The sequence below is a fragment of the Methylobacterium sp. Leaf99 genome (assembly GCF_001422375.1).
GTDB lineage: Bacteria > Pseudomonadota > Alphaproteobacteria > Rhizobiales > Beijerinckiaceae > Methylobacterium.
Genome location: NZ_LMMU01000007.1, coordinates 195,281 through 222,050, shown reverse-complemented (window position 1 = coordinate 222,050; position 26,770 = coordinate 195,281). Strand labels below are relative to the sequence as shown.

Sequence of the window (26,770 nt, the reverse complement as noted above, 5' to 3'; positions counted from 1 at the left end):
GGACCTCAGTTTCGGCCGATGCGCCGGGCCTTGGCGGCATCGTACCACCACAGGGCGGGCGCGCCGAGGTCGTAGGCGGGACCCTTGGCCGGGCGGCCGTAGACGTCCCACAGGGCAAGGCGATGGTCGGCCTTGTACCACATGGGCACCCAGTAGCGCCCGGCCCGCAGGGTCCGGTCGAGGGCGCGGCAGGCGGTGACGAGGTCGGCCCGCGAGGCCGCGTTGGCGACCTTGTCGATGAGCCGGTCGATGGCCGGACTGGCGATGCCCGCGAGGTTGTTTGAGCCGGGCGTGGCCGCGCTCCCGGAGCCGTAGGCCTCGCGCAGCTCGGCGCCCGGCGTCATCCCGCTGGCGTAGCGCCGGGAGGTCACGTCGAAGTCGAAATCCTTGAGCCGGGACTGGTACTGCGAGGCGTCGACCACCCGCATGCGGGCCTTGATGCCGATGAGGCCGAGGTTGCGGATGAACGGGTGCGTCACCGGCTCGAACACGGGATCGCTGTCGAGGAACTCGATCTCCAGGGGCTTGCCGCCGGGGAGCCGGACGATTCCGCCGTCGCGGGTGCAGCCGGCCTCGCGCAGCAAAGCCACGGCGCGGCTGAGGTTGGCCCGGTCCTGGCCCGAGCCGTCGGACTCCGGGGGGCTCCAGGCCTCGCCGAACACCGCAGCCGGGAGGTCGGCGCGGAGGGGATCGAGGAGGGCGAGCTCGTCGGGGTGCGGCGTGCCCGTGGCCTTGAGGTCGGAATTCTCGAAGTACGAGGCCGTGCGGATGTAGGCCCCGTAGAACAGGTTCTTGTTCGACCAGGCGAAATCGAAGCACAGGCCGATGGCCTCCCGCACCCGGGCATCGCGAAACGCCTCGCGGCGGGTGTTGAGGAACCAGCCCTGGGTACCGGAGGGGCGCGCGTCGGGCACGATCTCCTTGCGGACCCGGCCCTCGGTGACGGCGGGAAAATCGTAGAGCGTTGCCCAGACCCGCGACGTGAATTCCTCGCGAAAGGTGAAGGCGCCGCTCTTGAACGCCTCGAACGCCACCTGCCGATCGCGAAAATACTCGTACCGGATCGCCTCGAAGTTGTTCTGGCCGACATTCACCGGCAGGTCCGCGGCCCAGTAATCGGCCACGCGCTGCAGCTCGATGAAGCGGCCGGGCTCCAAGCGGCCGACCTGATACGGGCCGGAGCCCAGCGGCGCCTCCAAGGTCGAGGCCTCGAAGTCGCGTTTGTCGTAGTACGCCGCCGAGAACACCGGCAGGCCGGCCACGAACAGGGGCAGGTCGCGGCTGCGGCCGGGAGCGAAGCGGATCATGACGGTCTCGTCGCCCTCGGCGACGGCCTCGCTCATGTCCCCGAGCATCTGGGCGATGCTCGGATGGCCCTTGGCCTTGAGGATCATGAGGGAGAAAGCGACGTCGCGGGCGGTGAGCCGGGAGCCGTCGTGGAACCGGGCCTGGGGCCGCAGGGCGAAGCGGTGGGTCAGGCCGTCCTCGGAGATCTCCACCGAGCGGGCGAGCAGCCCGTAGAGGGCGTCGGGCTCGTCCAGCGCCCGCACCATCAGGGAATCGAAGGTGAGGTTCATGCCGGCCGCGCCGTCGCCGCGCAGGACGTAGACGTTAAGGGTGTTGAAGGTGTCGCTCGCCTGATTGCCCAGGGTGGAGGCGAGCTGCGCCGAGAAACGCCCGCCGCGCGGCGCCTCCGGGTTGACGTAGTCGAAGCTCCGGAAGTCGGCGGGGTACTTGAGTTCGCCGAAGCTCGACAGGCCGTGGCGGGCCGTCCCTTGGGCCCGGCCGAGCCCCGGCAGGGCGGCGGCACCGGCGAGGGCCCCGGCCCCGAGGACGAGGGTGCGCCGGCTCGGGCCGCTCAACGCGGGGCCCCGGTCTTGGCGGCGAGGGTTTCGTCGTACCACCACGTGGTCGGGAAGCCCGAGCTGCCGTAGGTCGGCAGGATCCTGGGGCGGGCGAACCGGTTCCAGCGGATCGTCCGCGAGACGTTGGAGGCCCATTGCGGCACCACGTAATCGTGGGCGAGCAGCACCCGGTCCAGCGCATGGGTGGCGGCCAGCACGCCCGGCCGGTCCTTCGCGTAGACGACCTTCTCCACCAGGGCGTCGATACCCGCGTCCTTGATCCCGATGAGGTTGCGCGAGCCCTCCTTGTCGGCGGCGGCCGAGCCCCAGTACTCGCGCTGCTCGTTGCCGGGCGAGAGGGATTCGGGCCACGAGCTCGTGGTGATGTCGAAGTCGAAGGCGCGCAGGCGGTTCTGGTACTGCGCCTGGTCGATGACCCGCAGGTTGCTCTGGATGCCGATGAGCTTGAGCTGGGCCGCGAACGGCAGCACCACCCGCTCGAACACGCTCTGGAACTCGAGGAACTCGACGGTCAGGGGCTCGCCGGTCTTGGCGTTGACCATCTGGCCGCCGCGGAGCTCGTAGCCGGCCTCCTTCAGGAGGCGCACGGCCTCGCGCAGGTTGGTCCGCACGGCATCCGGCGTCCCGGCGACGGGGTTGGTGTAGGGCGTGGTGAAGACGGAGGCCGGGACCTTGTCGCGGACGCTCTCCAGGATGGCGAGTTCGTCGCCCTGGGGCAGGCCGGAGGACGCGAGTTCCGAGCCGTAGAAGTACGAGTCGATGCGCTTGTAGAGGCCGAAGAACAGCGACCGGTTCATCTCCTCGAAGTTCATGGCGAGGTTGAAGGCCCGGCGCACGCGCGGATCGGCGAACTTCGCCCGGCGGGTGTTGAAGGCGAAGGCCTGCATGTTGCCGTTGCCGCGATCAGGGAACTCCTCCTTGAGAAGGCGGCCCTCCTTCACGGCCGGGAACTCGTCGTAGGCCGTGGCCCAATTGCGGGCGACGTTCTCGGCCCGGAAGTCGTAGAGGTCGCCCTTCAGGGCCTCGATCTGCACGGTGGAATCGCGAAAATACTCGAACCGCATGGTGCCGAAGTTGTTGCGGCCGACGTTCACGGGCAGATCCTTGCCCCAGTAATCGGCCACGCGCTCGTAGGTGGCGCTGCGGCCGGGCTCGAACTTCGCGAGGCGATAGGGACCGGAGCCCAGCGGCATCTCCAGGGTGGTCTGCGTCACGTCGCGGGGGCGCCCCTGCGCGTCCGTGCCCGTCCACCAGTGCTTTGGCAGCACGCGCAGCTGGCCGATGACCTGCGGCAGCTCGCGGTTGCCGGCCTCGGCGAAGCGGAAGGTCACCTCGCGCGGGCCGGTAACCTCGGCCCTGGTCACGCTGTGGTAGTAGGCGGCGAGCGACGGGCTGTTCTCCTTCTGCACGGTGAAGGACCACACCACGTCCTCGGGGGTGATCGGCTTGCCGTCGTGCCAGCGCGCGCCCTCGCGCAGGCGGTAGGTCACGGCCGAGAGGTCGTCGGCGAGGCGCAACCCCTCGGCGACGAGGCCGTAGGACGAGAACGGCTCGTCGGCGGATTCCGTCGTCAGGGTATCGTAGAGCTGCGCAATGCCGTTCTCGAGGTCGCCCTTGCGGCCCGCCACGACGATGTTGAAGTTGTCGAACCCGCCCTGCGCCCCGAGGCGCACGAGGCCGCCCTTGGGGGCGGCCGGGTCGGCGTACTCGAAATGCTTGAAGTCGGCCGGGTACTTCGGCTCGCCCATGAGGGTGACGGCGTGGCGCCAGTCGCCGGAGGGGGCTTGTGCCACCGGATCGGGGGCGGCGCGCGCCGCGGGCGCCATCGCGCCGAGGGCCAGGGCGGCGGCCAGGGACAGGGCGAAGGATCGTCCGATCAGGGCGTGTCGCATCACGATGGGGCGGTCTTTCCGGTTGGTCCAGGGCCTCCCGCATGCCGTCCGCGCGACGACAGCAGGCCGCCGTTCTAGGACGGACGGAGGGGAGGCGCCAAGAGCGCGCGTCCGCGCAGTGGAGTGTGCGCGTCCGCGCAGGGCAAGGGTGCGCCTCCTCGCAGCTCTCCCTGACCCCCAAACGAAGAAGGCTGGGACTGAGCCCGGCCTTCGCGATCGTGATGGGATTCGCCGACCTACTCGGCCGGCTTCGGCGCCGGGGCCGGCGGAGCGTCGGCCGGGGGCGCCGGCGGGGCAGGGGGGGCGTCGGCCGGGGGAGCCGGCGGGGCGGGCGGCGTCTCGGCCGGGGGCGCCGGGAGCTTTTCGGACGCGGGCGGCTTCGCCTCGGCGGGCTTGTCGGCCGGCTTCGCAGCATCGGGCTTGGCTTCGGCCGGCTTGGCTTCGGCGGGCTTGGCCTCGGCCTTCTTCTCGGCCGCCGGCAGGGGCGCCGGGGTGTCGGCGAGGGTGCGCAGATACGCGATCACGTCGGCGCGCTCGGTGGGCGAGGTGATGCCCGCGAACGCCATCTTGGTGCCGGCGGCGTAGCCCTTGGGGCTCGTCAGGAAGTGGTCGAGGTCGTCGTAGGTCCAGGCGCCGCCCTTCTCCTTGAGGGCGGCCGAGTACTCGAATCCGCTCTCGTGGGCCTTCTGGCGCTCGACGACGCCCCAGAGATGGGGACCGACCTTGTTGGGGCCGCCCTTGTCGAAGCTGTGGCACGAGGCGCACTTCTTGGCCGCCGACTGGCCCTTGTCGGCGCTGGCGCTGGCGAGCCGGATCGGCAGGGGCTCGGCCTTCGCCTCGGGGGCGCCGCCGCCGGCGGCCTTGGCCTGGGGCTCGGGCAGGGCGTAGCCCGCGGCACCGGGGGGCTTGGGATGATAGATCAGCTCGGCGACGAACCCGGACCCCACGGCGAACAGGAGTGCGCCGAGCGCAGCACCCGCGACCTTGTTCAGCTCGAAAGAGTCCATTCTCGACAACTCCGATGCGTCCGGCTGGGCGCGCTTGCGGGCGGGTCCGGACACGAAGGCGTGTCGGACTTTGGAAACAGTCGAGGGTGCTTAGCCGCTGGAGCCCGATCTTGACAATGGCGGGCGGGGACGCCGCGTAGTCGCAGAGGCCGATCCGTCACCGGTGTGGCCGCCGGGGATCGGCCCGGCGCATGACAACATCCCCCCCCGCTGCTAAGCGACGGGCCTCGAACGCGCCGCGAACGGGCCTCTACGAGACGAGACCCGCGGCGGCCAGCCGGAGCGATGGGCGAAAACCATGTCCGACCCCCTCGTGCTCATCCCCGCGCGCCTCGCCGCGACGCGCCTGCCGGACAAGCCGCTCCTCGATCTCTGCGGCGCGCCGATGATCGTCCATGTCTGGCGCCGGGCCGTGGAGGCCGGGATCGGCCCCGTGGTGGTGGCGACGGACACGACGGCCATCCGCGACGTCATCGAGGCCGAGGGCGGCATCGCGGTGATGACGCGGGCCGACCATCCGTCGGGGTCCGACCGCCTCGCCGAGGCCCTGGAGATCATCGATCCGCAGGGCAACCACGACATCGTCGTCAACGTGCAGGGCGACCTGCCGACCATCGATCCGGCCATCATCGGCGCCGCGATCCTGCCGCTCGCCGACAAGGCGGTGGACATCGCCACCCTGTGCGCCCTTATCACCGACGAGGCGGAGCGCGACGATCCCAACGTGGTCAAGCTCGTGGGTCATCACCTCAGCCCGCACCGCCTACGGGCGCTCTACTTCACCCGGGCGCGGGCGCCGTGGGGGGAGGGGCCGCATTACCATCACATCGGCCTCTACGCGTATCGCCGCCGGGCCCTGGCGAAGTTCATGGCCCTGCCGCCCGGCACCCTCGAGGTCCGCGAAAAGCTCGAACAGCTGCGGGCGCTGGAGGCCGGCCTGCGCATCGACGCCATCCTGGTCGACGACCTGCCGCTGGGCGTCGACACGCCGGCCGACCTGGAGCGGGCGCGCGCCGTGCTCTCGGCCCGGCGCCTGAACTGAGAAGAATCCGATGCCCCACCGCACCATCTCCTACCAGGGCGAGCCCGGCGCCAACTCGCACATCCTCTGCGCCCAGGCCTATCCCGACTGGACGCCGCTGCCGTGCCCGACCTTCGAGGACGCCTTCGCGGCGGTGAACGAGGGCCGCGCCGACCGGGCGATGATCCCCATCGAGAACTCCATCGCGGGCCGCGTCGCCGACATCCACCACCTCATCCCCACGGCGCGCCTGCACATCGTCGCCGAGCACTTCCTGCCGATCCACTTCCAGCTGATGGTCCTGCCGGGGACGAAGGTCGAGGCGCTGCGATCCGTGCACAGCCACGTCCACGCCCTGGGCCAGTGCCGCAAGATCATCCGGCGCCTGGGGCTGCGCGCCGTGGTGGCGGGCGACACGGCCGGGGCCGCCCGCGAGGTCGCCGAGGCGAACGACCCGAGCCGGGGCGCCCTGGCGCCGGCCCTGGCGGCCGAGGTCTACGGCCTGGAGATCGTGGCGCGGGACGTCGAGGACGAGAGCCACAACACCACCCGCTTCGTGGTGTTTTCGCCCGAGCCGGAGCCCCTCGGCGCCGGTGCCGGCCCGGCGGTGACGAGCTTCATCTTCCGGGTGCGCAACATTCCGGCCGCCCTCTACAAGGCGCTGGGGGGCTTCGCCACCAACGGCGTCAACATGTCGAAGCTCGAGAGCTACATGGTCGAGGGCCAGTTCTCGGCGACCCAGTTCTACGCCGAGGTCGACGGCCACCCCGACGAGCCGGGCCTCGCCCGGGCGCTCGAGGAGCTCGCCTACTTTTCGCGGGAGGTCCGGATCATCGGCACCTATCCGGCCGATCCCTATCGCGAGGTGAGCCGGCTGGCGGCGGAGTAGGCGCATCGCTCGAACGAGACAGAGCGAACCGAATGGAAGCGGGATGCCCGACACCTCAGACACCACGCCTTGCCTCTTCGAGATCCACCATGGCTCGACCGTCCTGCGGATCGGGGAACCGGACAGCTGATCCGGCCTCGGCGCCATCAACGCGAAGGCGGATCGAACTGGTTTCCGACGCGATGGCCGCTTTGCGTCACCCGAGGGCCGGCCGGGACGCAGTCTCGAAGCCGGGTTCGACCCGGCGGGAGCGGCCCTAGCCGCCCCGGCTGGTGCCGGCCAGCCCCGCCGTCCGGCAGATGTCCTTGGCGGGTTCGTTGAGGATGGTCTGGGCCGCCGGCACGTCGCGGTCGGCCTCGACCATACGGGCCTGGATCGGCGAGACCGCCGGGGAGGCGGACGCGTAGGCCATGGCGGTGGTGGGAACGCTCGGGGCCGCGGGAGCCCCCGGCTTGCGCTTCTCGTAGAAGGCGTTGCCGCCCGCCACCGCCACGTAATGCATGTTGTTGTAGGGGAAGCGCAGGCCAGCCGTGTGGAAGTGCATGGCCCGGCCGACCTTGGGATGGCGCTGCCCGTCGAGCACCGCGTCCGTCACCTCGGCGACGCGCTGGAGATCCTTGGCCTCCATGGATTTCGTCAGCACGCCGGGCGCGAATTGCCGGGGCTGGCCGACCACGGAGCAGATGCCGCTGCCCTGGGGCGCCGATTGCACGCGGTTCATCACCACGGTGCCGACGGCCAGCAGCCCGTCGCGGTCGCTGCGGTTCGATTCGAAGTACATGGCCCGCCCGAGGCAGTCGCGCTCCGCCTCCGTGGCGGCGACGGGCTGGACGAGGGAGCCCGTGGTCTGGCCGGGAATCAGGGTGGAATTGCAGGCACCGAGGGAGGGGATCGCCACGATTAGACCGAGGAGAGAACCCGTTTTCGCCGCCCAAGAACCCTGCATGCCGTCTCGCTCCATGGTGATGTGTCCGCCGTGGCGCGGGGCCGGGGCGATGGGTGACGGTCAGGCTTGGCCGTCATTCGGGTCTTTTTCGGGCAGCGCCCGAGGTCAGGCGGCTTTCGGACGGGCTGCGGCGCACGTCGCCGGCGACTGTGCCGTATCGGCCTCACCCGGGACGGGGGCCGGCGGAAACTCGAGGATGCGCAGGACCGCCGTGGCGGATGCCTCCGGCTCGGGCGCGGCAGACTCTGACGGGGTCGGCTCGGGGAGCAGGGCCTCGTCAACGGGCGCCGGGCGCGACCGGGCGAACAGGTCGGCGCCCGCCTTGGCGCCGGCCGCCTTGATCAGGGTGGCCTCGCCGCAGGTGCCGGCCATGCGCTCCCCGAGGTCGAGGAGGCGCTCGCGCTCGACGCAGTAGGCCGCCACCCGGGCGCGGGCATATTCCGGCATGCCGGCGATGAGGGCGTCGAGCTCGGCGCCCCGCGCCCGGTACAGGGTGGTGATGAGCTCGACGGGGATCGGATACTTCGCCAGGGTCGGCGCGGTCGGCCGGAGGGGAGAGGCTGCCATCGCGGGTCCAGTCACTGTGCGGAAGCACCAGTTCGGCCCGATTTGGTTAACGGAGGGTTACTCGCGCTTGATCAGCCGATCGACCACGAGGTCGGACCAGAAGCCCGGGCGGAAGTCGCGCTTCAGGGCCTCGGGGTCGTAGGCCGTCTCGACCCAGGTGAGGAAATCGAGGCCGCGCGCCTCGCCCTCGCGCAGGTAGGTGGCGAAGAACGCGTCGAGGATGCCGGTCTTGGCGAAGCGGAAATGGCCGTAGCGGGCCGAGAGCTGGCCCATGGCCTCGGCGACGGGCCGGCCCTCGTGCAGGATGAGGTAGAGCACCGCGCCCATGCCGGCCCGGTCGGCGCCCGACTTGCAGTGCATCATCGCCGGATATTCGACGCCCGCGAAGAAGTCCCTGGCGGCCAGGATCGTCTCGCGGGACGGGGCCTCCCGCGAGCGCAGGACGAATTCCACCAGGGTCAGGCCCTGGCGTTCGCAGGCCTCGCGCTGGAGCGGCCACGAACCGTGCTCGCGCCCGCCCCGCAGCGAGATCACCGTGCGCACGCCCTGGCGCTTGAACCAGGCGAGCTGGTGCGGCGTCGGCTGGGCCGAGCGCCACAGCTTGCCCTCGCCGACCCGGTGGCGGTTGAGATAGGCCAGCCGGAACACGCCGTGATCGACGAGCAGCATGTTGGCCCAGGCCTTCGCCCGCGAGACCGGGCCGGCGATGGGCCGCTCGAACCGGGCGATGCGGGCCATGCGCCGCGCGTAGCGGGTCTCTGGCTTGAGGAAGCGCTTGAACACGGGGCGGGGAACGTCGCGGCTGTCTGGGGGGAAGGCCCCGCGTCTAACAGGCGGGCATCGGCCGGGCAAACCGCCGGGCAGGCGATCCGGCATCGGCGCCACCGGAGGGCACGAGCCATCCGGCATCGGCCTTGCCTTGTCTTTGCCCGGATCGTCATCTCCGATACCGTCGTCGGAGCGATGCCGTCGAGCGCGGGGACCGTCATGAGCACGAGCACCACCAGCATCCGCCGCGCCCGCCCCACCGATGCCGACCGCCTGTCGGACGTGTTCGACGAGACCTGGCGCGAGGCGTATCGGGGGCTGATTCCGGGCGTCTCCCTGGAACGGATGATCGCCCGGCGCAGCGCGCAATGGTGGCTCGGCGCCGCCCAGCGCCGGCGCCCCCTCGTGGTGGTGGAGACGGGCGAGGGCGTGGTGGGCTACGCCGTCTACGGACCGGCCCGGAGCCGCGGCCTCGGCACGGAGGGCGAGATCGACGAGCTCTACATCCGCCCGGAGCACCAGGGCCTCGGCCTCGGCCGCCGCCTGTTCCGCGCCGTGCGCAACGACATGCACGACCACGGTCTCCACACGGTCGGGGTCTGGGCGCTGGAGGGCAACGACCGGGCGGAGACGTTCTATTTAGGGCTCGGCGCCACCGTCGCCGGGCGGGGCACCGACAGCATCGCCGGCTCGGTGCTGCCCAAGGTCGGCTATCGCTTCGCCTGACGCCGCCTCGCCAAACCGCGATGGCCTCCCCACCTGAAGCCCGGGCCGGGTCGCCGGCCGGAGGGAGAGCCGATGGACGCCACCGGGCACGAGACCGTCACCGCGCGGGACTGGGACGACCGCGTCGCGCGGCTCACGGAGAAGCTGCCGGCGCGCCTGGGCCGGGCCCTCGACTGGCTGCGCGAACCGTCGCGGCGGATCATCCGGATGGTCGCGGCCGGCCTGTTCATCCTCGGCGGGGTGTTCTCGATCCTGCCCGTCCTCGGCCTGTGGATGCTGCCCGTGGGCCTCGCCCTCCTGAGCGAGGACATTCCCGGCCTCAAGGTGCCCCTGGAGCGCAGCGCGCGCTGGATCGCGGCGACCTGGGCGCGCGCGAAGGCGTCCTTCAAGCGATAGACGTCCTCCGGGTGGTCGGGATGTTGCCGGCGGACGCGTGATAATCCCCGCCAAACGTAGCCGGGCAACGGAGCCGGCGATTTCCTTGGTGACGCAACGGCCCTAAGACACGCCGGGAGAGGCCCTGGCGGCCCGGAAAACGCGGGAGAAACAGCTCATGATCATCGACAACGTCTCGATCGGAAAGAACGCGCCCGACGACGTGAACGTCATCATCGAGGTTCCCATCGGCGGCGACCCGATCAAGTACGAGATGGACAAGGAATCCGGCGCCCTCGTGGTCGACCGGTTCCTCTACACGGCGATGCACTACCCGGGCAATTACGGCTTCATTCCCCACACCCTCTCGGGCGACGGCGACCCGTGCGACGTGCTCGTCGCCAACACCCGCGCCATCGCGCCGGGCGCCGTCATGAGCGTGCGCCCCGTCGGCGTGCTGGTGATGGAGGACAATGCCGGCGAGGACGAGAAGATCATCGCCGTGCCGTCGCGCCACCTCACCATGCGGTACGACCGCGTCGAGAACTACACCGACCTGCCCGACATCACGATCCACCAGATCCAGCACTTCTTCGAGCACTACAAGGATCTCGAGCCCGGCAAGTGGGTCAAGATCGTGCGCTGGGGCGACAAGACCGAGGCCCACCGCCTCATCCTCGAGGGCGTCGAGCGCGCCAAGGCCAACAAGGCCAAGTAGGCTCGAAAAGGCCAAGCAAGCGCAAACGGGCGCGGGCGGCTACAGGGCCTGCCCGCGCAACAACCTCGGCAGGGTGCCGCGCGCGGCGGCGGCCTGCCCGATGAACAGGCGCTTGAGGCCGGGCAGGCGGTCGACGAGGCCGAGGCCGAGGTCGCGCGCGAGGCGCACCGGCAGGGCGTCCGTGGAGAACAGGCGGTTGAGCCCGTCCGTCATCGCCCCCATGGCGAGGGTCTCGAACCGGCGGTCGCGCTCGTAGGCCCGGAGCACGTCGGGCGCGCCCGGATCGAGGCCGAGGCGCAGGGCGTCGGTGACGGCCTCGGCGAGGGAGGCCGCGCCCGCGAGCCCGAGGTTCAGCCCCTGGCCGGCGATGGGATGGATGACGTGGGCGGCGTCGCCCAGCAGCGCCAGCCTGTCGGCCCGGAACCGGCGCGCGATGCCGAAGGCGAGGGGATGCGCGCTCGGGCCCGCCTCCAGCACGATCCGGCCGAGGCCGTGGCCGAACCGGCGCTCGATCTCCGCCAGGATCTCGTCCGGGCCGCCGCCGAGGAGGGCGGGGACATCGGCCGCCCGCTCGGTCCAGACGATGGACGAGCGGTGCCCGGGTTTCCCACCTCCAAGGTCGCCGCCGTCGACCAGGGGCAGGATGGCGAAGGGGCCGCTCGGCAGGAAATGCTCCCAGGCGCGGCCCCCGTGCGGGCGCTCGTGCCCGATGGTCGCAACGATGCCCGCTTGCGGATACGACCAGCCGACCCAGCCGATGCCGGCCCCCTCGCGCAGGCGCGAGCGCGCCCCGTCCGCCGCCACGAGGAGGGTTGCGGATTCGGTCCGTCCGTCCGTGCGCCGGAGTTCGATGGCTTCGGGGCCGGGATCGGCCGCCGCGATCCCGACGGCATCGAGGACCACGCCCGCCGCCGCGCAGGCCGCCAGCAGCGCGTCGACCAGGGGCTCGGCCTCGACCATGTGGGCGAAGGGTTCGCCGGCCTGCGCGTCCTGTGCGGAAGCGTCTTGAGCGGAAGCCTCTTGCGCGGAAGCCTCTTGCGCGGAAGCCTCTTGCGCGAAGGTGAGGAAGACCGGGCGGACCGGGTCGGCGAGGCGGCTGTCGCTCACCACCATGTCGCGGATCGGCTCGGCCGCCGCGAGCACCGTGTCCCAGACCCCGAGGCGTTCGAACATCCGCCGCCCGCCCGCCGCCACGGCGAAGGCCCGGCCGCGGTGACGCGCCGCGCCGGAGGCCAGGGCCGGATCGCAGACGGTGACGGAGAGGGCCGGGCCGTGGGCCTGCTTGAGGGCGAGCGCCAGGCTCAGACCCGGAATCCCGGCCCCGGCCACCACCACCCTGCGCTGCCCCGATCCCGCCATGTCGCGTCCCCGTCCCGATCCGCCCGGAGTGCCACTCCCCGGACCTCAGGGCAACGCACGGAGGCCGGCCGCGGCATCGTCGCCGCCCGCAGGGATCACGCAACATGGATCGCGCCACCCAAGCTTGCTATGGCGGCCGGATCGTCCGTTCCACCACCGGGGGTCCCCATGGCCGGCATCGTCGCCGAACTCCTCGACATCCTCGATCTCGCGCCCTTGGGGGCGGATCGCTTCCGGGGCGAGAGCCTGCAGACCGGCTGGTTCCGGGTGTTCGGCGGGCAGGTGGTGGCGCAGGCCCTGGTGGCGGCCTCGCGCACGGTGCCGGAGACGCGGCCGCCGCATTCCCTGCATGCCTACTTCCTGCTCGGCGGCGACCCCAAGGCCCCCATCGACTACGCCGTCGAGCGCATCCGCGACGGGCGCAGCTTCGCCACCCGCCGGGTGGTGGCGACCCAGCACGACCGGGCGATCTTCGCCATGTCAGTGTCCTACCACGATGCGGAGGAGGGGGCCGTCCACCAGGCGACGATGCCGGACGTGCCGCCGCCCGAGGACGTGGCCGAGGCGCCGGCCGCCGCCGCGCAGGCGGCCCGCGACGGCGCGGTGATCCCGGCGCCGATCCTGTCCTACTTCGGGCGCCAGCGTCCCATCGAGCTGCGGCCCGTGGAGATCGAGCGGTATCTCCGCCGCGCGCCCCGCGATCCGCGCTTCCACGTCTGGATGCGCGCCGTCGACCGGCTCCCCGACGATCCGGCGATCCACCGCGCGGTGCTCGCCTACGCCTCCGACATGACCCTGCTCGACGCCACCCTGATCCCGCACGGGCAGACGGTGTTCGACGGCGAGATCCAGTCGGCGAGCCTCGACCACGCCCTGTGGCTGCACCGCCCGTTCCGGGCCGACGACTGGCTGCTCTACGCCCAGGACAGCCCGAGCGCCGAGGGCGCCCGCGGCTTTGCCCGCGGCCAGATCTTTTCCCGGGACGGCACCCTGGTGGCCTCCGTCGCCCAGGAGGGCATGATCCGGCCACGTCGCCCGAAGGCCTGAGTTTCCGCCACGGAGGCGGGTCCGCCAGCCCCGGGTTTGCCGGTTTTTACGGCAACATGCCCTCAAAGATTGCAAACTTGGCTGGAATCACGCCTGCATCGGCGGCAGGGGACGGACAGTTTCTGGGCAGAACCGGCCATGGGGAAAAAGTTCCCGTTGGCATAGTCCTTGAATGAGGCGGTCGAGCGTCAGGGTCATTCCGATCCGCGCGGAATCAACCGGACCAGCCGGGTCGCGACGCGAAAGCGCGCCGGCCGGGTGACCACTCGGGACAAGGGGGCGCCGCCCATGAAAATCGTGATGGCTATCATCAAGCCGTTCAAGCTGGAGGAGGTCCGGGACGCCCTGACCGGCATCGGCGTGCACGGGCTCACCGTCACCGAGGTCAAGGGCTACGGCCGCCAGAAGGGCCATACCGAGATCTACCGCGGTGCCGAATACGCCGTGAGCTTCCTGCCCAAGCTGAAGATCGAGGTGGCGGTGGCCTCCGACCTCACCGGCAGCGTCATCGACGCCATCGCGGCCGCCGCCCGCACGGGCCAGATCGGCGACGGCAAGATCTTCGTCCTGCCCCTCGAGAAGGCGGTGCGCATCCGCACCGGCGAGACCGACGTCGACGCCCTCTGAGGGCCGGCCGCTTCCACCGCGCGCCCGTTTCGACGGGCCTGGGGAGAGTCGGGCCACAGGCCCCCGCCCTTCTGCCCGTCCTTCTGATTGTCCCCTTCAGCACCGCACAGCGACCGGGAGTCCTGTTTCCATGAAACTTCGCAATGCCCTGGCGCTCGGAATGGGAGGCGCCGCCCTGGCGCTCCTGTTCGTCGAGCCATCCCTCGCGCAGTCGCCGACCACGGAGGCCGTGCCGGCCGCCGCCAGCGCCGCGCCCGTCCCGAACAAGGGCGACACCGCCTGGATGCTCATCTCCAGCGCCCTGGTGCTGCTGATGGTCGTGCCCGGCCTCGCCCTGTTCTACGGCGGCCTCGTGCGCACCAAGAACATGCTCTCGGTGCTGACGCAGGTCTTCGCCATCGCCTGCATCTCCAGCCTCCTGTTCGTGATCTTCGGCTACAGCCTCGCCTTCACCAACGGCGGCGGCCTCAACGATTTCGTCGGCGGCTTCTCCAAGGCCTTCCTCAAGGGGATCGACGCGAACTCCACCGTCGCCACCTTCTCCAACGGCGTCGTGATCCCCGAATACGTCTACATCTGCTTCCAGATGACGTTCGCGATGATCACCCCGGCCCTCATCGTCGGCGCTTTCGCCGAGCGGATGAAGTTCTCGGCCCTGGTCGTGTTCATGATCCTCTGGACCACGCTCATCTACTTCCCCATGGCCCACATGGTCTGGTACTGGGGCGGCCCGGATGCCGTCGGCAACGCCGCCAAGGCGCTGGCCGCCGCCACCGACGACGCCTCGAAGGCGACCGCGCAGGCGGCCCTCGACGCCGTGAACGCCGATGCCGGCCTGCTGTTCAAGTGGGGCGCCCTCGACTTCGCCGGCGGCACCGTGGTGCACATCAATGCAGGCGTCGCGGGCTTCGTCGGCTGCCTCATGCTCGGCAAGCGCATCGGCTACGGCCGTGACCTGCTCGCGCCGCACTCCCTGACCATGACGGCCATCGGCGCCTCCCTGCTCTGGGTCGGCTGGTTCGGCTTCAACGCCGGCTCCAACCTCGAGTCCAACGGCACCGCCGCCATGGCGATGCTGAACACCTTCGTCGCCACCGCCGCCGCCGCCCTCTCCTGGCTGTTCGTGGAGTGGATGCTGAAGGGCAAGCCGTCGCTGCTGGGCATGCTCTCCGGCGCCATCGCGGGCCTCGTGGCCGTCACCCCGGCCGCCGGCTTCGCCGGCCCCATGGGCTCCATCGTCCTCGGCCTCGTGGCCGGCGCCGTCTGCTTCGTCATGTGCTCCACGGTGAAGAACGCCCTCGGCTACGACGATTCCCTCGACGTGTTCGGCGTGCACTGCATCGGCGGCATCCTCGGCGCCGTCGCCACGGGCATCCTGGTGAACCCCGATTTCGGCGGCGTCGGCCTGCCGGACTATGCCTCGAAGCCCGGTGAACTCGCGGTGGGCACCTACGAGACCGCCGCCGCGCTGCTCTCGCAGCTCAAGGCGGTGGGCTTCACCATCCTGTGGTCCGGCATCGGCTCGGCGATCCTGTACAAGCTCGTCGATCTCACCATCGGCCTGCGCGTGACCCAGGACGAGGAGCGCGAAGGCCTCGACATCGCCGATCACGGCGAGCGCGCCTACAACTACTAGGACGAGCGTTCGGGCCCGCCCCTCGGGGCGGCCCGAAACGGCCTTTGGCGGAAAGCCCCGGATCGCGCGATCCGGGGCTTTTTTCGTCCGTCGGCCCGCTCCGAAAGCGCCGGGAATGTGCTACTCGAGTAGCACAGTGTTCGAGGTGGAGCGTCCGTGGCAGCCGTATCGAGAGTGCGCAAGCAGGGTGGCGCACGCATCATTACCCTGCCAGCCGCGATCCTGGCACAGGTGGGCGCCGATACGGGGGCGGCCTTCGCCTTCTCCGTTCGGGATGGGGCGATCGTCGCCACGCCGGTTCCCGATGCCGCGGCCGCGCCGGGGCGGCGCTACACCCTGGCCGAGCTTCTGGTCGGGGCCGAGCATCTGCCGGAGGTCTCTGCCGGCGTGGCCGGCGCCCTCGACGGCGATCCGGTCGGCCACGAGGCCGGCTGATGGGCCCGAAGCCGAAGATTCCGAAGCGGGGCGAGATCTATTCCGTCGATCCGAACCCGGTGGCGGGCCGGGAGATGAAGAACCGGCACTACTGGATGGTGGTGACCCCGGAAGCCATCAACGCCCACGGGGTCTCCATCGTGGTCGTGATCAACACCGTCGCGCACGGCGCCCGCGCCGCCGGACTCACCGTCCCGGTGAGCGGCGGCGGCGTCACGGGCGTGGCCGTCTGCAACCAGGTCCGGAGCTTCGATATTCGGGCTCGGATGGCGGACGGCAGCGCCACCTATGCGGGCGAGGCCCGGCCCGAAGTCGCGGCGGAGATCGCCGCCCGGGTCGCCAGCGTCATCGATCCGGCGTGAGACGGGGCACTTAAACCCGCATTAACCGCGTGCCCGTTAGCGTTACCGGACCGTTTCCCCATCGCGTCTGGTACAGCATGCGCTCGCTTCGCCGTTCCGCATCGCCCTACGACACGTTCGTCGACAGCTTTCGCCCGTTCCTGGCCAAGCGGATGACGGAGTTGGGCGGTCTCATCCTGTTCGCCTCTGCCATGGCGCTCACCGTCGCCCTGGCGACGTGGTCCATCGACGACCCGAGCCTGAACCACGCCACCGACCACGCCGCCCACAACGTGCTCGGCACCAGCGGGGCGGTGATGTCCGACCTCGCCATGCAGCTCCTTGGGCTCGGCTCCCTCGCCTTCGTCCTGCCGCCGGCCCTGTGGGGGGTGCAGCTCATGCGCTCCCGCGCCCTGCCGCGCGGGGGCCTGCGCATCACGCTCTGGATCATCGGCTTCTTCTCGGCGAGCGCCGTGGCGAGCGCCCTGCCGTCGACGGCGCGCTGGCCCCTGCCGACGGGCCTCGGCGGCGTCGCCGGCGATGCCCTGATCCATGCCGCCCGCACCATCGTGGGCATCGTCGCATCCCCGGCCGCCGCCCTCGTGGGCTTCGTCTTCGCCGGCCTCGCCATCCTCAGCCTCACCGGCGCCTGCCGCGTCGGCGAGGTCCCGGACGAGGAGGAAGAGCCCGTCCATCCGGTCCGGACGGCGTCCCGCGCCCGCGCCGACGACCGCTACGAGGACGACGAACCGAGCCTCGGGATCGTGTCCCTGGGCGCCCTGGCGCAGATGCTCATGGGCGGCCGCGCGGCCCTGGCCTCGCGGGTCGAGACCTGGCGCGAGGGCCGGGCCGCCCAGGCGGTCCTGGCGCATGACGGGGCGTCGCCGGCGCTCGCGGCCCGGCGCGCCTTCTCCGACGATGCGGCGCCCTGGGAGGCGCCGGCACCGCACGACGCGCGCCGCGAGCCCGTCTTCGAGGCCGTGCCCGGAACCGCCCCCGCGCCCGCGCGCCGGGCCGCCCCGGTCCTGCACGACGACGAGCCCGACGACGGCGGCGAAGAGCCGGTTTTCGCGCCGGCGCCGCAGCCCCCGGCCGCGGATGCGCGCTCGCGCGTCGCGGCCCCGCCGGCGCCCCCCGTGCCCCAGCGCCGGCCCGCGCCGGCGCCGCCGCACGATCCGGGCTCCTACGCCCATCCGGCCCTGGGCCTCCTGGCCGAGCCGCCCCTTGTCTCGCCCTCGGCCCAGGTCTCGTCGGAGGCCCTGGAGCAGAACGCCACCCTGCTCGAAGCCACGCTCGGCGATTTCGGCGTGCGCGGCGACATCCTGGCCGTGCGCCCCGGCCCCGTCGTCACCCTCTACGAGCTGGAGCCGGCCCCCGGCACCAAGTCGAGCCGCGTCATCTCGCTCGCCGATGACATCGCCCGCTCCATGTCGGCGGTCTCGGCCCGCGTCGCCGTGGTGCCGGGCCGCAACGCCATCGGCATCGAGCTGCCCAACGCCCGGCGCGAGACCGTGTACCTGCGCGAGTTGCTGGCGTCCGTCGATTTCGCCGAGACCAAGCAGAGCCTCGCCCTGTGCCTCGGCAAGAACATCGGCGGCGAGCCGATCATCGCCGACCTCGCCCGCATGCCGCACCTGCTGGTGGCCGGCACCACCGGCTCCGGCAAGTCGGTCGCCATCAACACCATGATCCTCAGCCTGCTCTACCGGATGACGCCGGAGCAGTGCCGCCTGATCATGGTCGACCCGAAGATGCTCGAACTGTCGGTCTACGACGGCATCCCGCACCTGCTCTCCCCCGTGGTCACCGACCCTAAGAAGGCGGTCATCGCCCTCAAATGGGCCGTGCGCGAGATGGAGGAGCGCTACAAGAAGATGTCCAAGGTCGGTGTCCGCAACATCGATGGGTTCAACGCCCGCCTCGCCGAGGCGCGGGGGCGCGGCGAGGTCCTGACCCGGACCGTGCAGACCGGCTTCGACCGCAACACCGGCGAGGCCGTCTACGAGAACGAGGAGATGGACCTCACTCCGCTGCCCTACATCGTCATCGTGGTCGACGAGATGGCCGACCTGATGATGGTGGCCGGCAAGGACATCGAGGGGGCGATCCAGCGCCTCGCCCAGATGGCGCGGGCGGCGGGCATCCACCTCATCATGGCGACGCAGCGGCCGTCCGTCGACGTCATCACCGGCACCATCAAGGCGAACTTCCCGACCCGGATCTCCTTCCAGGTCACGTCGAAGATCGATTCGCGCACCATCCTCGGCGAGATGGGCGCCGAGCAGCTCCTGGGCCAGGGCGACATGCTGTTCATGGCCGGCGGCGGACGCACCACCCGCGTGCACGGGCCGTTCTGCTCGGATTCGGAAGTCGAGAGCGTGGTGGCCCATCTCAAGCGCCAGGGCCGGCCGTCCTACCTCGAGGCGGTCACCGCCGACGATGGCGAGGGCGGCAAGGGCGAGGGTGGCAAGGGGGCCTCCGACGAGGTCGAACTCGACGGCGCCGTGTTCGACCAGGGCAGCTTCGGCGAGGCCGGCGGCGACCTCTACGCCCAGGCCATGCAGGTGGTGCTCCGGGACAAGAAGGCCTCGACCTCCTACATCCAGCGCCGCCTGCAGATCGGCTACAACCGCGCCGCCTCCCTCATGGAGAAGATGGAGATGGAGGGCATCGTCGGCCCGGCCAACCACGCCGGCAAGCGCGAGATCCTGGTGGAGGCGGAGGCCCACGCCGGCTGATCCGGCGCCATCGTCCCCATACGAAAACCGCCCCGGAGGGACACCCCGGGGCGGTTTTCGTTGTGCGGGACCCGATCTCGAGGCGGGGCCGGGTCCCGCCTCGCGCGGCGAAAACTAGACGCGGCTGACGCTGGCGGCGTTGATCTCGGCGATCTTCGTCGCACCGACCTGGCGCATGATCGTCTCGAACTCGCGCTGCATGAGGGTCAGCACCATCTCGACGCCGGGCTGGCCGAAGGCGGCGAGGCCCCAGGCGTAGGGACGCCCGACGCAGACGGCGGTGGCGCCGAGCGCCAGGGCCTTGATCACGTCGGTGCCGCGGCGGAACCCGCCGTCGATGAGGACCGGGACCTTGCCGTTCACGGCCGACACGATCTCGGGCAGGACGCCGATGGTCGATTGCAGGCTCTCCTCGGCGCGGCCGCCGTGGTTCGAGACGATGAGCGCGTCGACGCCGTATTCCAGGGCCTTCTTGGCGTCCTCGTGGGTGACGATACCCTTGAGGACGAGCTTGCCCTTCACGATGCCGCGCAGGCGCTTGACGTAGTCCCAGGTCATGCCGGTGCCGTAGAGGTTCGTCACCTTCGACACGTCGAGGTCGTCGAACATCGGCTTGCGGCTCACCTCGTTCTTGAAGCCGGGGGTGTGGCAGTCGGTGCAGGTGCGGGTGTCGCTCCGGCGTTCGCGGAACAGGGTCTCGGTGTTGCGGCCGCCCTGGCGGTCGACGGTGAGGACGATGGCGGGGGCGCCGGCCTTCTCGGCGCGCTTCACCAGGGCCTCGGTCACGGCCCAGTCGTCGGTGGGGTACAGCATGTACCAGACCGGCGCGCCGCGCTCCTTGATCACGTCCTCGATGGAGGTGCTGCCCACGGTGGACAGGATCATCTGGTGGTTCTTCGCCTTGCAGGCGCGGGCGACGGCGCCCTCGGCCTCGGGGTGGAACGCGCCCTGGCTGCTGATGGGTGCCAGGGCGATGGGGCTGCCCCAGGTCTCGCCGAAGATCTTCACCGTGGTGTCGATCTTGCGCACGTCGATGAGGCGGCGGGCGCGGATGGCGATCTTCTCGAAGCCGTCGCGGTTGGCCTTCAGGGTCTCGTCGCCGTCGACGCCGCTGGCGAGGTAGCCGTAATGGGCCGGGGGCAGGGCCTTCTTCGCCACCGCCTCGAAATCGAACACGTTGAGGGCCTGGGCCGGATTGGCGATGAGGTCGCCGTCCATGACGGGGGCCTGCCGGAGGACGTCGTAGCTCTGGGCCAGGGCGCCGGACGTGCCGGCGGCGAGGAACCCGGCCACGGCGCTGACGGCACCGGGCGCCAGGATCGGGCTGGCCGACAGGAACTCCAGCAGTTTCCTGCGATTGAGCGTGGTCGTCTCGCCGTTATTCTGCTGAGTGGGTCGTGACATAGGAAATATCTATCTCGCTGGCCGAAGTCGATCAATTGTCGTTTTGATCTATTCGAATTCCAGGGCCAACCTACCGCAGTGCAAACCAGGCATGTTGCAGTGCAAATTTCTGGGGTGTGTCCCGGCTGCATCCCGAGGTTGAGACGCCCGTCAGGCCCGGGGCCCGTAGAGGATCACCCCGGCGCCGGCGAGGCACAGGGCGGCCCCCAACCCGTCGAAGCGGTCGGGTCGCTGGCCTTCCGCGCCCCACATCCACAGGAGCGAGGCGACGATGTAGAGGCCGCCATAGGCGGCGTAGGCGCGGCCCGCCGCCTCGCTCTCGACGCGGGTGAGGAGCCAGGCGAACAGCCCCAGGGCCACGGCCCCCGGCACGAGCCACCAGGCCGAGCGTCCGAGCCGCAGCCAGGCCCAGACCGAGAAGCATCCGCCGATCTCGAACAGGGCGGCGGCGGCGTAGACGAGGACCGTCATCGGACGGTGAACCGGTAGGTGGTGAGGGCCGCGAACCGCTCGCCCGGACGCAGGGTGGTGCTCGGGAAATCCGGATGGTTCGGCGCGTCGGGAAACCCCTGCGCCTCGAAACACACGGCGTCCCCGGCGCGGTAGAGCCCGCCGCCCGAGCCCGTCACCGTGCCGTCGAGCATGTTGGCGGTGTAGAGCTGCAGGCCCGCCGCGGTGGTGGCGACGGCGAGGTGCCGGCCGCTCGACGGATCGTGGGCCGTGGCGACGGGGCGGAGGGTACCGGGGTCGCGCAGGACGTAGGTGTGGTCGTAGCCGCGGCCCCGGATCAGCTGGGGGTCGGCCGCGCGGATGCGGGCGCCGAGGGCCGTGGCCGCGCGAAAATCGAAGGGGGTGCCGGCGACGGAACGGCGCTCGCCCGTGGGGATCTGGCTCTCGTCGACAGTGAGATACGCGTCGGCCGCCACCGTGACCGCGTGATCGAGCACGCTGCCCGCACCCTCGCCGGCGAGGTTGAAGTAGCTGTGGTTGGTCAGGTTGAGGATCGTCGGCCGGTCGGTCGCGGCTGCGTAGGCGATGGACAGGGTCTCGTCGTCGGACAGGCTGTAGGTCACCCGCACGTCGAGGGTGCCGGGAAAGCCCTGGTCCCCGTCGGGCGAGCGGTGGGCGAGGGTGAGCGCCGTGCCGGTGGCCGCCTCGACGCGCCAGACCGCGCGGTCGAACCCGCGCGGGCCGCCATGCATGGTGTTGCGGCCCTCGTTGCGGGGAAGGTCGTAGACTTGACCGTCGAGGCTGAACCGGCCGTTCGCGATGCGGTTGGCGTAGCGCCCGATGAGGGCACCGAAATGCGCGTCGCTGGCCTCGTAGCCGGCGAGGTCGGCGGCGCCCAGGACCACGTTGGCGATCCGGCCCGCGCGGTCGGGCGCCTCGATCCGGGTGACGATCCCGCCGTAATCGAGGATCTGCACGGTGAGGCGTCCCCGCGCGAGGGTGTAGCACGAGACGGCGTGTCCGTCCTTCGTGCGGCCGTAGGATTCTTGAGTCATCGGGTCCGGCCCTCCGCCGCGCTTGCGATGGGGTGAACGCGTTCGGCGCCCGTTCGCCTCAGGGCGCCAGGGTCTCGTCGGGCGCATCGCCCGAGAGCTGCATCCGGTGCAGGCGGGCATAGGCGCCGCCGCGGCGCATCAGGTCGTCGTGGGTGCCGGTCTCGGCGACGCGGCCGGCCTCCATCACCACGATGAGGTCGGCGTCGCGCACCGTCGAGAGGCGGTGGGCGATGACGAGGGTGGTGCGCCCGCGCATGAGGCGCAGGAGCGCGGCCTGAACGAGGCGCTCGGATTCGCTATCCAGCGCGCTCGTCGCCTCGTCGAGGAGGAGGATCGGCGCGTCCTTGAGGAAGGCGCGGGCCAGCGAGATGCGCTGGCGCTCGCCCCCCGACAGGCGCCCGCCCGCGGGGCCGACGCGGAACTCGTAGCCCTCGGGCAGGCGCGCGACGAAGCCGTGGGCCGCCGCCGCCTCCGCCGCCGCCTCGATCTCGGCCCGGCTCGCCCCCGGTCGCCCGAAGCCGATATTGGCCGCGATGGTGTCGTCGAACAGCACCACCTCCTGGGACACCACCGCGACGGCCCGGCGCAGGGACGCGAGGGTGACGCCGCGGATGTCCTGCCCGTCGATGGACACCGCCCCGGCCTCGACGTCGTAGAGGCGCGGCACCAGGTTGAGGAGCGAGGACTTGCCCGAGCCCGAGCGCCCCACGAGGGCCACGGTGGCGCCGGCCGGCACGGCGAGGTCGATGCCCTCCAGGGCCGGCGCGTCGGGGCGATAGCGGAAGCGCACGTCGGTGAAGCGGATCGCCCCGCCCGCGACCTGCAACGCCTTGGCATCCGCCGCCTCGCGGATCAGCGGCGCCTCGTCCATGAGGGCGAAGTAGCGCTGCAGGGCCGCGCCCGCCTCCTGCAGGATGGCGTTGAGGGTGCCGAGCGCCCGGGCCGGCTGGGCGGCGAGCAGGAGGGCGGCGACGTAGCCGGTGAAATCCCCCACCGTGCGCTCGCCCGACATCACCCGCTGCCCGACCAGCACCAGCACGGCGGCCACGGCGAAGCCGCCGCCGATCTCAAGCAGGGGATCGAGGCGCCCGCGCGCGTTGGCGGCCTTCATCTTGAGGCGCCGCACCTCGTCGAAGGCGCCCTGCGCCCGGCCCTTGAGGTAGCCTTCGAGGGCGTAGGTCTTGGCGATGCGCGCACCCTGCAGGCTCTCGGAGATGAGGCTCGCGGTCAGCCCCATCTGCTCCTGCGTCGTCGTCGAGACCCGTCGCAGCTTCTTGCCGACGCGGCCGATGGGTCCGGCGACGAACGGCACGGTGACGCCCGCCACCAGGGTCAGGAGCGGGTCCATCCAGACGAGCGCCGCCACCAGGGCGATGAGCATGGCGATGTCGCGCAGGAGCACCGTGGAGATGCGGGTGAGCGCCTCCTTGATGAAGGCGAAATCCGTGGTGAAGCGCTGGGTGAAGGCGGCCGGGCTCTCGCGGCCGAGCTGGGCCAGGTCCGAATCGATGAGGTGGGCGTAGAGCGCCGCCTGCATGTCGGCCTCGACCCGCGTCACCACCCGGTTGGTCAGCACCGTCTGGCCGAACAGGGCGAAGCCCCGGATCGACGTGATGGCGATGACGATGAGGGGACCGTAGGCGAGGGCCGCCGTGTCCTTGCCGTCGAAGGCGTCGAAGGCGCCCTTGATCAGGGCCGGGTAGAACCCCGTCGCGGCGCCCACGATGGCGATGAGCACGAGGACCACGGCGAGGGTCGCCCGGTGGGGGCTCAGCCATTCGCGCCAGACGCGGCCGAGGAGGGGGAGGGTGTCACCCCTCAGGAGCGGCCGACGCGCCATGCTTTTTCGTAAGTCCCAATGCCCTTGCACACAGGCCCGGCCGGTGTTTGCGGCCGGGGGGGCGAGAGATCAAGTCGAGGCATCCAGGCTTGGCAATGTGATAATGTTACATTACTGGCTGAAATACCCTGAACCGAGGACTTTTGCCGATGCCCCGTGGACGCCCCTCGACCGGACTGCCGATGGCGTTCGTCCTGCTGCTCGCCGTCCTCTGCGGCGTGCGGCCAGCCCTGGCGGACACCGAAAAACTCGGCGTGGTGGCGACGTTCTCGATCCTGGGCGACCTCGCCGCCCAAGTCGGCGGCGACCGCGTGCGGGTGACGACCCTGGTCAAGCCCGATGCCGACGCCCACGGCTACGCCCCTGCCCCCGGTGACGCCCGCACCCTGGCGGCGGCCGACCTCGTCGTCGTCAACGGCCTCGGCCTGGAGGGCTGGATCGACCGCCTGATCAAGGCGTCCGGTGCCAAGGCGCCCGTGGTGGTGGCCTCGAAGGGGATCAAGGCCATCGAGGAAGCAGACGACCACGGCCACGGCCATGCCCACGACCATCACGCCGACCCGCATGCGTGGCAGAGCATCGCCAACGCCAAGGTCTACGTCGCCAACATCCGCGACGGTCTGGCCAAGCGCGATCCGGCCCATGCGGCGGACTACGCCGCCCGCGCCACGGCCTATCTCGCCGAGCTCGACGCCCTGGAGGGCGAGGTCCGCGCCACCATCGCGAAAATCCCCCCCGCGCAGCGCCGGATCATCACCACCCACGACGCCTTCGGCTACTTCACCGCCGCCTACGGCCTCACCTTCATCGCGCCGCAGGGGGTCTCGACGGACAGCGAGGCGAGCCCGCGCGACGTGGCCCGCATCGTCCGGCAGATCCGGGCGGAGAAGATTCCGGCGGTGTTCCTCGAGACCATCGCCGATCCGCGCCTCATGGAGCAGATCGCCCGCGAGAGCGGGGCCGCCATCGGCGGCAAGGTCTATTCCGACGCCCTGTCAGGCCCGAACGGACCGGCACCGACCTACGTGGCGATGATGCGCAGCAACCTGAACGCCTTCGCCAAGGCGCTCGGCCCGCGCTGACGCTCCTGAACGCCGCGGGATTTCGGCATCTCACGGGATGCTCGGGTCCCCTCTCCTGGAAGGAGAGGGACAGGGTGAGGTGTGTGACTATTCCGGAGAGTCCGCACACCTCACCCCAACCCTCTCCTTCCAGGAGAGGGAGCACCCGTGAGCCTCACGCCCGCATCCGGATGCCGTCAGGTGCCCTGTCTCTGCACGAGATCGGCTCGTTCGCATTTGTGTGAATCCAGTAGCCTGGAAGGAGAGGGAGCCCGCCGCGCCCCACGCGTCGGTCAAAACTGCTACGGGATGGTCGATCTCAGCGCCGCGATTCGGCGGCCATGCGCAGGGCGAGGCCGGCCAGCACCGTGCCCATGAGCCAGCGTTGCGCCACCTGCCAGGCCGGGCGGCCGCCGAGGAACGCGGACACCGATCCGGCACCGACGGCGATGAGGGCGTTGACGCCGACGCTCACCACGATCTGGATCGCGCCGAGGATCAGCGCCTGGGCGAGGACGCTGCCCCGCGCGGGATCGATGAACTGCGGCAGCAGCGACAGGTACATCACCGCGATCTTGGGGTTCAGCAGGTTGGTGACGAACCCCATGGCGAACAGCCGGCCGGGGCCATCATGAGGCAGGGAACGCGCCGCGAACGGGCTGCGCCCGCCCGGCCGCACGGCCTGCCAGGCGAGATAGAGCAGGTAGGCCGCTCCGGCCCAGCGCAGGGTGTCGTAGGCGAACGGCACGGCCAGCAGCAGGGCGGTGATGCCGAAGGCCGCGCACAGCATGTAGACGACGAAGCCCAGCGCCACGCCGCCCAGCGAGATCAGACCGGCGTGGGGCCCCTGGGCGATGGAGCGCGAGACGAGGTAGATCATGTTCGGCCCCGGCGTCAGCACCAGGCCGAGGGAGACGAGGGCGAAGGCGAGGAGGCTGGACAGGTCGGGCATGACCCAAGGCTAAGCTCGCAGCACGCTCCGGGCCAGGGACAGTTCTTCGCCGTTGCGCCGGACAGTCAGGGCCGGCCGAGACTTTTCGCGAGCTGCGCGAGGAGGGGGCGGGACTCCCGAAATTCGAGGGTCACGGGCAGGATCGCGACACGGCCGGAAAAAGCCGGCGGCAAGCGGACATGGTCCTTGTGGGTGGTGACGAGGTCGGCCCCGAGGCGCGCCGCCTCGGCCGAGAGGGCATCGAGCTCGGCGCGCGTGTAGGGATGGTGGTCGGCGAAGGCGCGTGTGCCGGCGAGGTCGGCGCCGGCCTCGCGAAGGGTCGCGAACATTTTTTCGGGTCGGCCGATCCCGGCGAAGGCCAGGACCCGGCGCCCGGCCCAGTCGCCTCCGGGGACGAGGTGGGCGCGGTGCACCGGCAGGCCGCGCCGGGCGGCTTCCCCGGCCACGGCCTCGCCCCCTGCGCCGTCGCCGATGAGGACGAGGCCGTGGATGTGGCGCCATTGCCGGGCCAGCGGCACCCGGAGGGGGCCGGCCGGGAACACGAGCCCGTTGCCGACGCCCCCGCCGGCATCCACCACCGCGAGGGCGAGATCCTTGGCCAGCGCCGGGTTCTGGAGCCCGTCGTCCATGACGATCACGTCGGCGCCGTGGGCGACGCAGAGGCGCGCCCCGGCCGACCGGTCACGCGCCACGATGGTGGCAGCGTGGCGGGCCAGCAGCAGGGGCTCGTCGCCGGTGTCGGCGGCTCCGTGCCGGTGGGGATCGACGCGGACCGGGCCGGCGAGGCGCCCGCCGTAGCCGCGGGTCAGGAAGGCGGGAGCGGCGCCGAGGCCGCGCAGGAATCCGGCCAGGGCCAGGGCGGTCGGCGTCTTGCCGGCGCCGCCGAGGGTGAAATTGCCGACGCACAGGATGGGGCAGGGGCCGGCCGCGCCCGGCCGGTCCATCCGCGCGGCGCTGCGGCGGCCGTAGAGGGCGGCGAGGGGCGCCAGCGCCCGCGCGGCGGGGTGCCCCGGTCCGGCATGCCAGAAGGCCGGGGGCCGCATCAGGCCGG

25 protein-coding genes are annotated in these 26,770 nt (G+C 71.2%); 12 read left to right on the top strand and 13 right to left on the bottom strand.

From position 1 onward, the window contains the following. Positions 1-5: 5 nt before the first annotated feature. From ASF28_RS12100 to ASF28_RS12090, 3 genes are all read right to left on the bottom strand, one after another. On the bottom strand, positions 6-1,862 hold the full coding sequence (locus ASF28_RS12100) for an extracellular solute-binding protein (RefSeq protein ID WP_056092600.1): 1,857 nt from the start codon (positions 1,860-1,862) through the stop codon (positions 6-8). Continuing rightward, a complete protein-coding gene (locus ASF28_RS12095; protein WP_056092595.1) occupies positions 1,859-3,757 on the bottom strand; it encodes an extracellular solute-binding protein in 1,899 nt (632 codons plus the stop codon). The genes ASF28_RS12100 and ASF28_RS12095 overlap by 4 nt, the downstream gene beginning before the upstream one ends. A gap of 236 nt (positions 3,758-3,993) precedes the next feature. After that, the gene (locus ASF28_RS12090) at positions 3,994-4,764 is read right to left on the bottom strand and encodes a c-type cytochrome (RefSeq protein WP_082476523.1); all 771 of its coding nucleotides are present in this window, start codon (positions 4,762-4,764) and stop codon (positions 3,994-3,996) included. Between the two features lie 298 nt (positions 4,765-5,062). Between ASF28_RS12090 and ASF28_RS12085 the strand changes: the two genes are divergently transcribed. Both ASF28_RS12085 and ASF28_RS12080 read left to right on the top strand, forming a co-directional pair. Continuing rightward, positions 5,063-5,806: a 3-deoxy-manno-octulosonate cytidylyltransferase gene (locus ASF28_RS12085; protein ID WP_056092592.1), complete on the top strand. Its 744-nt coding sequence runs from the start codon at positions 5,063-5,065 to the stop codon at positions 5,804-5,806. A 10-nt stretch (positions 5,807-5,816) separates the two neighbouring features. Beyond that, entirely contained in the window at positions 5,817-6,674 is an 858-nt protein-coding gene (locus ASF28_RS12080; protein WP_056092590.1) for a prephenate dehydratase, read from the top strand. A gap of 256 nt (positions 6,675-6,930) precedes the next feature. Here the strand turns inward: ASF28_RS12080 and ASF28_RS23725 are convergent, their stop codons facing one another. The 3 genes from ASF28_RS23725 to ASF28_RS12065 all read right to left on the bottom strand — a co-directional run bounded on the left by ASF28_RS23725 (position 6,931) and on the right by ASF28_RS12065 (position 8,970). Next, the gene (locus ASF28_RS23725) at positions 6,931-7,572 is read right to left on the bottom strand and encodes a cell wall hydrolase (protein WP_244474995.1); all 642 of its coding nucleotides are present in this window, start codon (positions 7,570-7,572) and stop codon (positions 6,931-6,933) included. A gap of 153 nt (positions 7,573-7,725) precedes the next feature. Beyond that, positions 7,726-8,187, bottom strand: a complete 462-nt coding sequence (locus tag ASF28_RS23355; protein WP_244474994.1) for a hypothetical protein — start codon at positions 8,185-8,187, stop codon at positions 7,726-7,728. 57 nt (positions 8,188-8,244) lie between these two features. Further along, on the bottom strand, positions 8,245-8,970 hold the full coding sequence (locus ASF28_RS12065) for a fused DSP-PTPase phosphatase/NAD kinase-like protein (protein ID WP_056092588.1): 726 nt from the start codon (positions 8,968-8,970) through the stop codon (positions 8,245-8,247). Positions 8,971-9,174: 204 nt separating this feature from the next. Here ASF28_RS12065 and ASF28_RS12060 point away from each other — a divergent pair, with 204 nt between their 5' ends. The 3 genes from ASF28_RS12060 (at position 9,175) to ppa (ending at position 10,774) form a co-directional block, all read left to right on the top strand. After that, positions 9,175-9,681 (top strand): GNAT family N-acetyltransferase, encoded by a 507-nt coding sequence (locus ASF28_RS12060; RefSeq protein WP_056094109.1) that lies wholly within the window; start codon positions 9,175-9,177, stop codon positions 9,679-9,681. 72 nt (positions 9,682-9,753) lie between these two features. After that, positions 9,754-10,077 carry a hypothetical protein gene (locus tag ASF28_RS12055; protein WP_056092585.1) on the top strand — a complete coding sequence of 108 codons (324 nt, stop codon included), beginning with the start codon at positions 9,754-9,756 and terminating at the stop codon, positions 10,075-10,077. 157 nt (positions 10,078-10,234) lie between these two features. Continuing rightward, a complete protein-coding gene (ppa, locus tag ASF28_RS12050; protein ID WP_056092583.1) occupies positions 10,235-10,774 on the top strand; it encodes an inorganic diphosphatase in 540 nt (179 codons plus the stop codon). A gap of 39 nt (positions 10,775-10,813) precedes the next feature. Here ppa and ASF28_RS12045 read toward each other — a convergent pair whose 3' ends face one another. After that, positions 10,814-12,133 (bottom strand): FAD-dependent monooxygenase, encoded by a 1,320-nt coding sequence (locus ASF28_RS12045; RefSeq protein ID WP_056092581.1) that lies wholly within the window; start codon positions 12,131-12,133, stop codon positions 10,814-10,816. Between the two features lie 168 nt (positions 12,134-12,301). Here ASF28_RS12045 and tesB point away from each other — a divergent pair, with 168 nt between their 5' ends. The 6 genes from tesB to ASF28_RS12015 all read left to right on the top strand — a co-directional run bounded on the left by tesB (position 12,302) and on the right by ASF28_RS12015 (position 18,957). After that, positions 12,302-13,180 (top strand): acyl-CoA thioesterase II, encoded by an 879-nt coding sequence (gene tesB, locus ASF28_RS12040; protein ID WP_056092578.1) that lies wholly within the window; start codon positions 12,302-12,304, stop codon positions 13,178-13,180. Between the two features lie 288 nt (positions 13,181-13,468). Continuing rightward, a complete protein-coding gene (locus tag ASF28_RS12035) occupies positions 13,469-13,807 on the top strand; it encodes a P-II family nitrogen regulator (protein WP_056094106.1) in 339 nt (112 codons plus the stop codon). A gap of 130 nt (positions 13,808-13,937) precedes the next feature. After that, positions 13,938-15,443: an ammonium transporter gene (locus ASF28_RS12030; RefSeq protein WP_056092575.1), complete on the top strand. Its 1,506-nt coding sequence runs from the start codon at positions 13,938-13,940 to the stop codon at positions 15,441-15,443. Between the two features lie 156 nt (positions 15,444-15,599). Further along, complete coding sequence (locus tag ASF28_RS12025; protein WP_056092570.1) at positions 15,600-15,878, top strand: AbrB/MazE/SpoVT family DNA-binding domain-containing protein; 279 nt, start codon at positions 15,600-15,602, stop codon at positions 15,876-15,878. Next, positions 15,878-16,240 (top strand): type II toxin-antitoxin system PemK/MazF family toxin, encoded by a 363-nt coding sequence (locus ASF28_RS12020; protein ID WP_056092567.1) that lies wholly within the window; start codon positions 15,878-15,880, stop codon positions 16,238-16,240. The genes ASF28_RS12025 and ASF28_RS12020 overlap by 1 nt, the downstream gene beginning before the upstream one ends. Positions 16,241-16,317: 77 nt before the next feature. After that, positions 16,318-18,957 carry a DNA translocase FtsK gene (locus ASF28_RS12015; protein ID WP_056092565.1) on the top strand — a complete coding sequence of 880 codons (2,640 nt, stop codon included), beginning with the start codon at positions 16,318-16,320 and terminating at the stop codon, positions 18,955-18,957. Between the two features lie 114 nt (positions 18,958-19,071). Here ASF28_RS12015 and ASF28_RS12010 read toward each other — a convergent pair whose 3' ends face one another. The 4 genes from ASF28_RS12010 to ASF28_RS11995 form a co-directional block, all read right to left on the bottom strand. Next, positions 19,072-20,361, bottom strand: a complete 1,290-nt coding sequence (locus ASF28_RS12010; RefSeq protein ID WP_056092562.1) for an alpha-hydroxy acid oxidase — start codon at positions 20,359-20,361, stop codon at positions 19,072-19,074. 150 nt (positions 20,362-20,511) lie between these two features. Continuing rightward, positions 20,512-20,832 (bottom strand): YnfA family protein, encoded by a 321-nt coding sequence (locus ASF28_RS12005; RefSeq protein ID WP_056092561.1) that lies wholly within the window; start codon positions 20,830-20,832, stop codon positions 20,512-20,514. Then, a complete protein-coding gene (locus ASF28_RS12000; RefSeq protein ID WP_056092558.1) occupies positions 20,829-21,866 on the bottom strand; it encodes an aldose epimerase family protein in 1,038 nt (345 codons plus the stop codon). The genes ASF28_RS12005 and ASF28_RS12000 overlap by 4 nt, the downstream gene beginning before the upstream one ends. Positions 21,867-21,924: 58 nt before the next feature. Further along, positions 21,925-23,706, bottom strand: a complete 1,782-nt coding sequence (locus ASF28_RS11995) for an ABC transporter ATP-binding protein (RefSeq protein ID WP_056092555.1) — start codon at positions 23,704-23,706, stop codon at positions 21,925-21,927. A 149-nt stretch (positions 23,707-23,855) separates the two neighbouring features. Between ASF28_RS11995 and ASF28_RS11990 the strand changes: the two genes are divergently transcribed. Further along, entirely contained in the window at positions 23,856-24,788 is a 933-nt protein-coding gene (locus ASF28_RS11990) for a metal ABC transporter solute-binding protein, Zn/Mn family (RefSeq protein WP_056092552.1), read from the top strand. A gap of 298 nt (positions 24,789-25,086) precedes the next feature. Here the strand turns inward: ASF28_RS11990 and ASF28_RS11985 are convergent, their stop codons facing one another. Together ASF28_RS11985 and lpxK are read right to left on the bottom strand one after the other, a co-directional pair. After that, on the bottom strand, positions 25,087-25,719 hold the full coding sequence (locus ASF28_RS11985) for a LysE family translocator (RefSeq protein WP_056092549.1): 633 nt from the start codon (positions 25,717-25,719) through the stop codon (positions 25,087-25,089). 65 nt (positions 25,720-25,784) lie between these two features. Next, positions 25,785-26,762, bottom strand: coding sequence for a tetraacyldisaccharide 4'-kinase (gene lpxK, locus ASF28_RS11980; protein WP_056092546.1), 978 nt, complete (start codon positions 26,760-26,762; stop codon positions 25,785-25,787). Positions 26,763-26,770 lie beyond the last annotated feature (8 nt).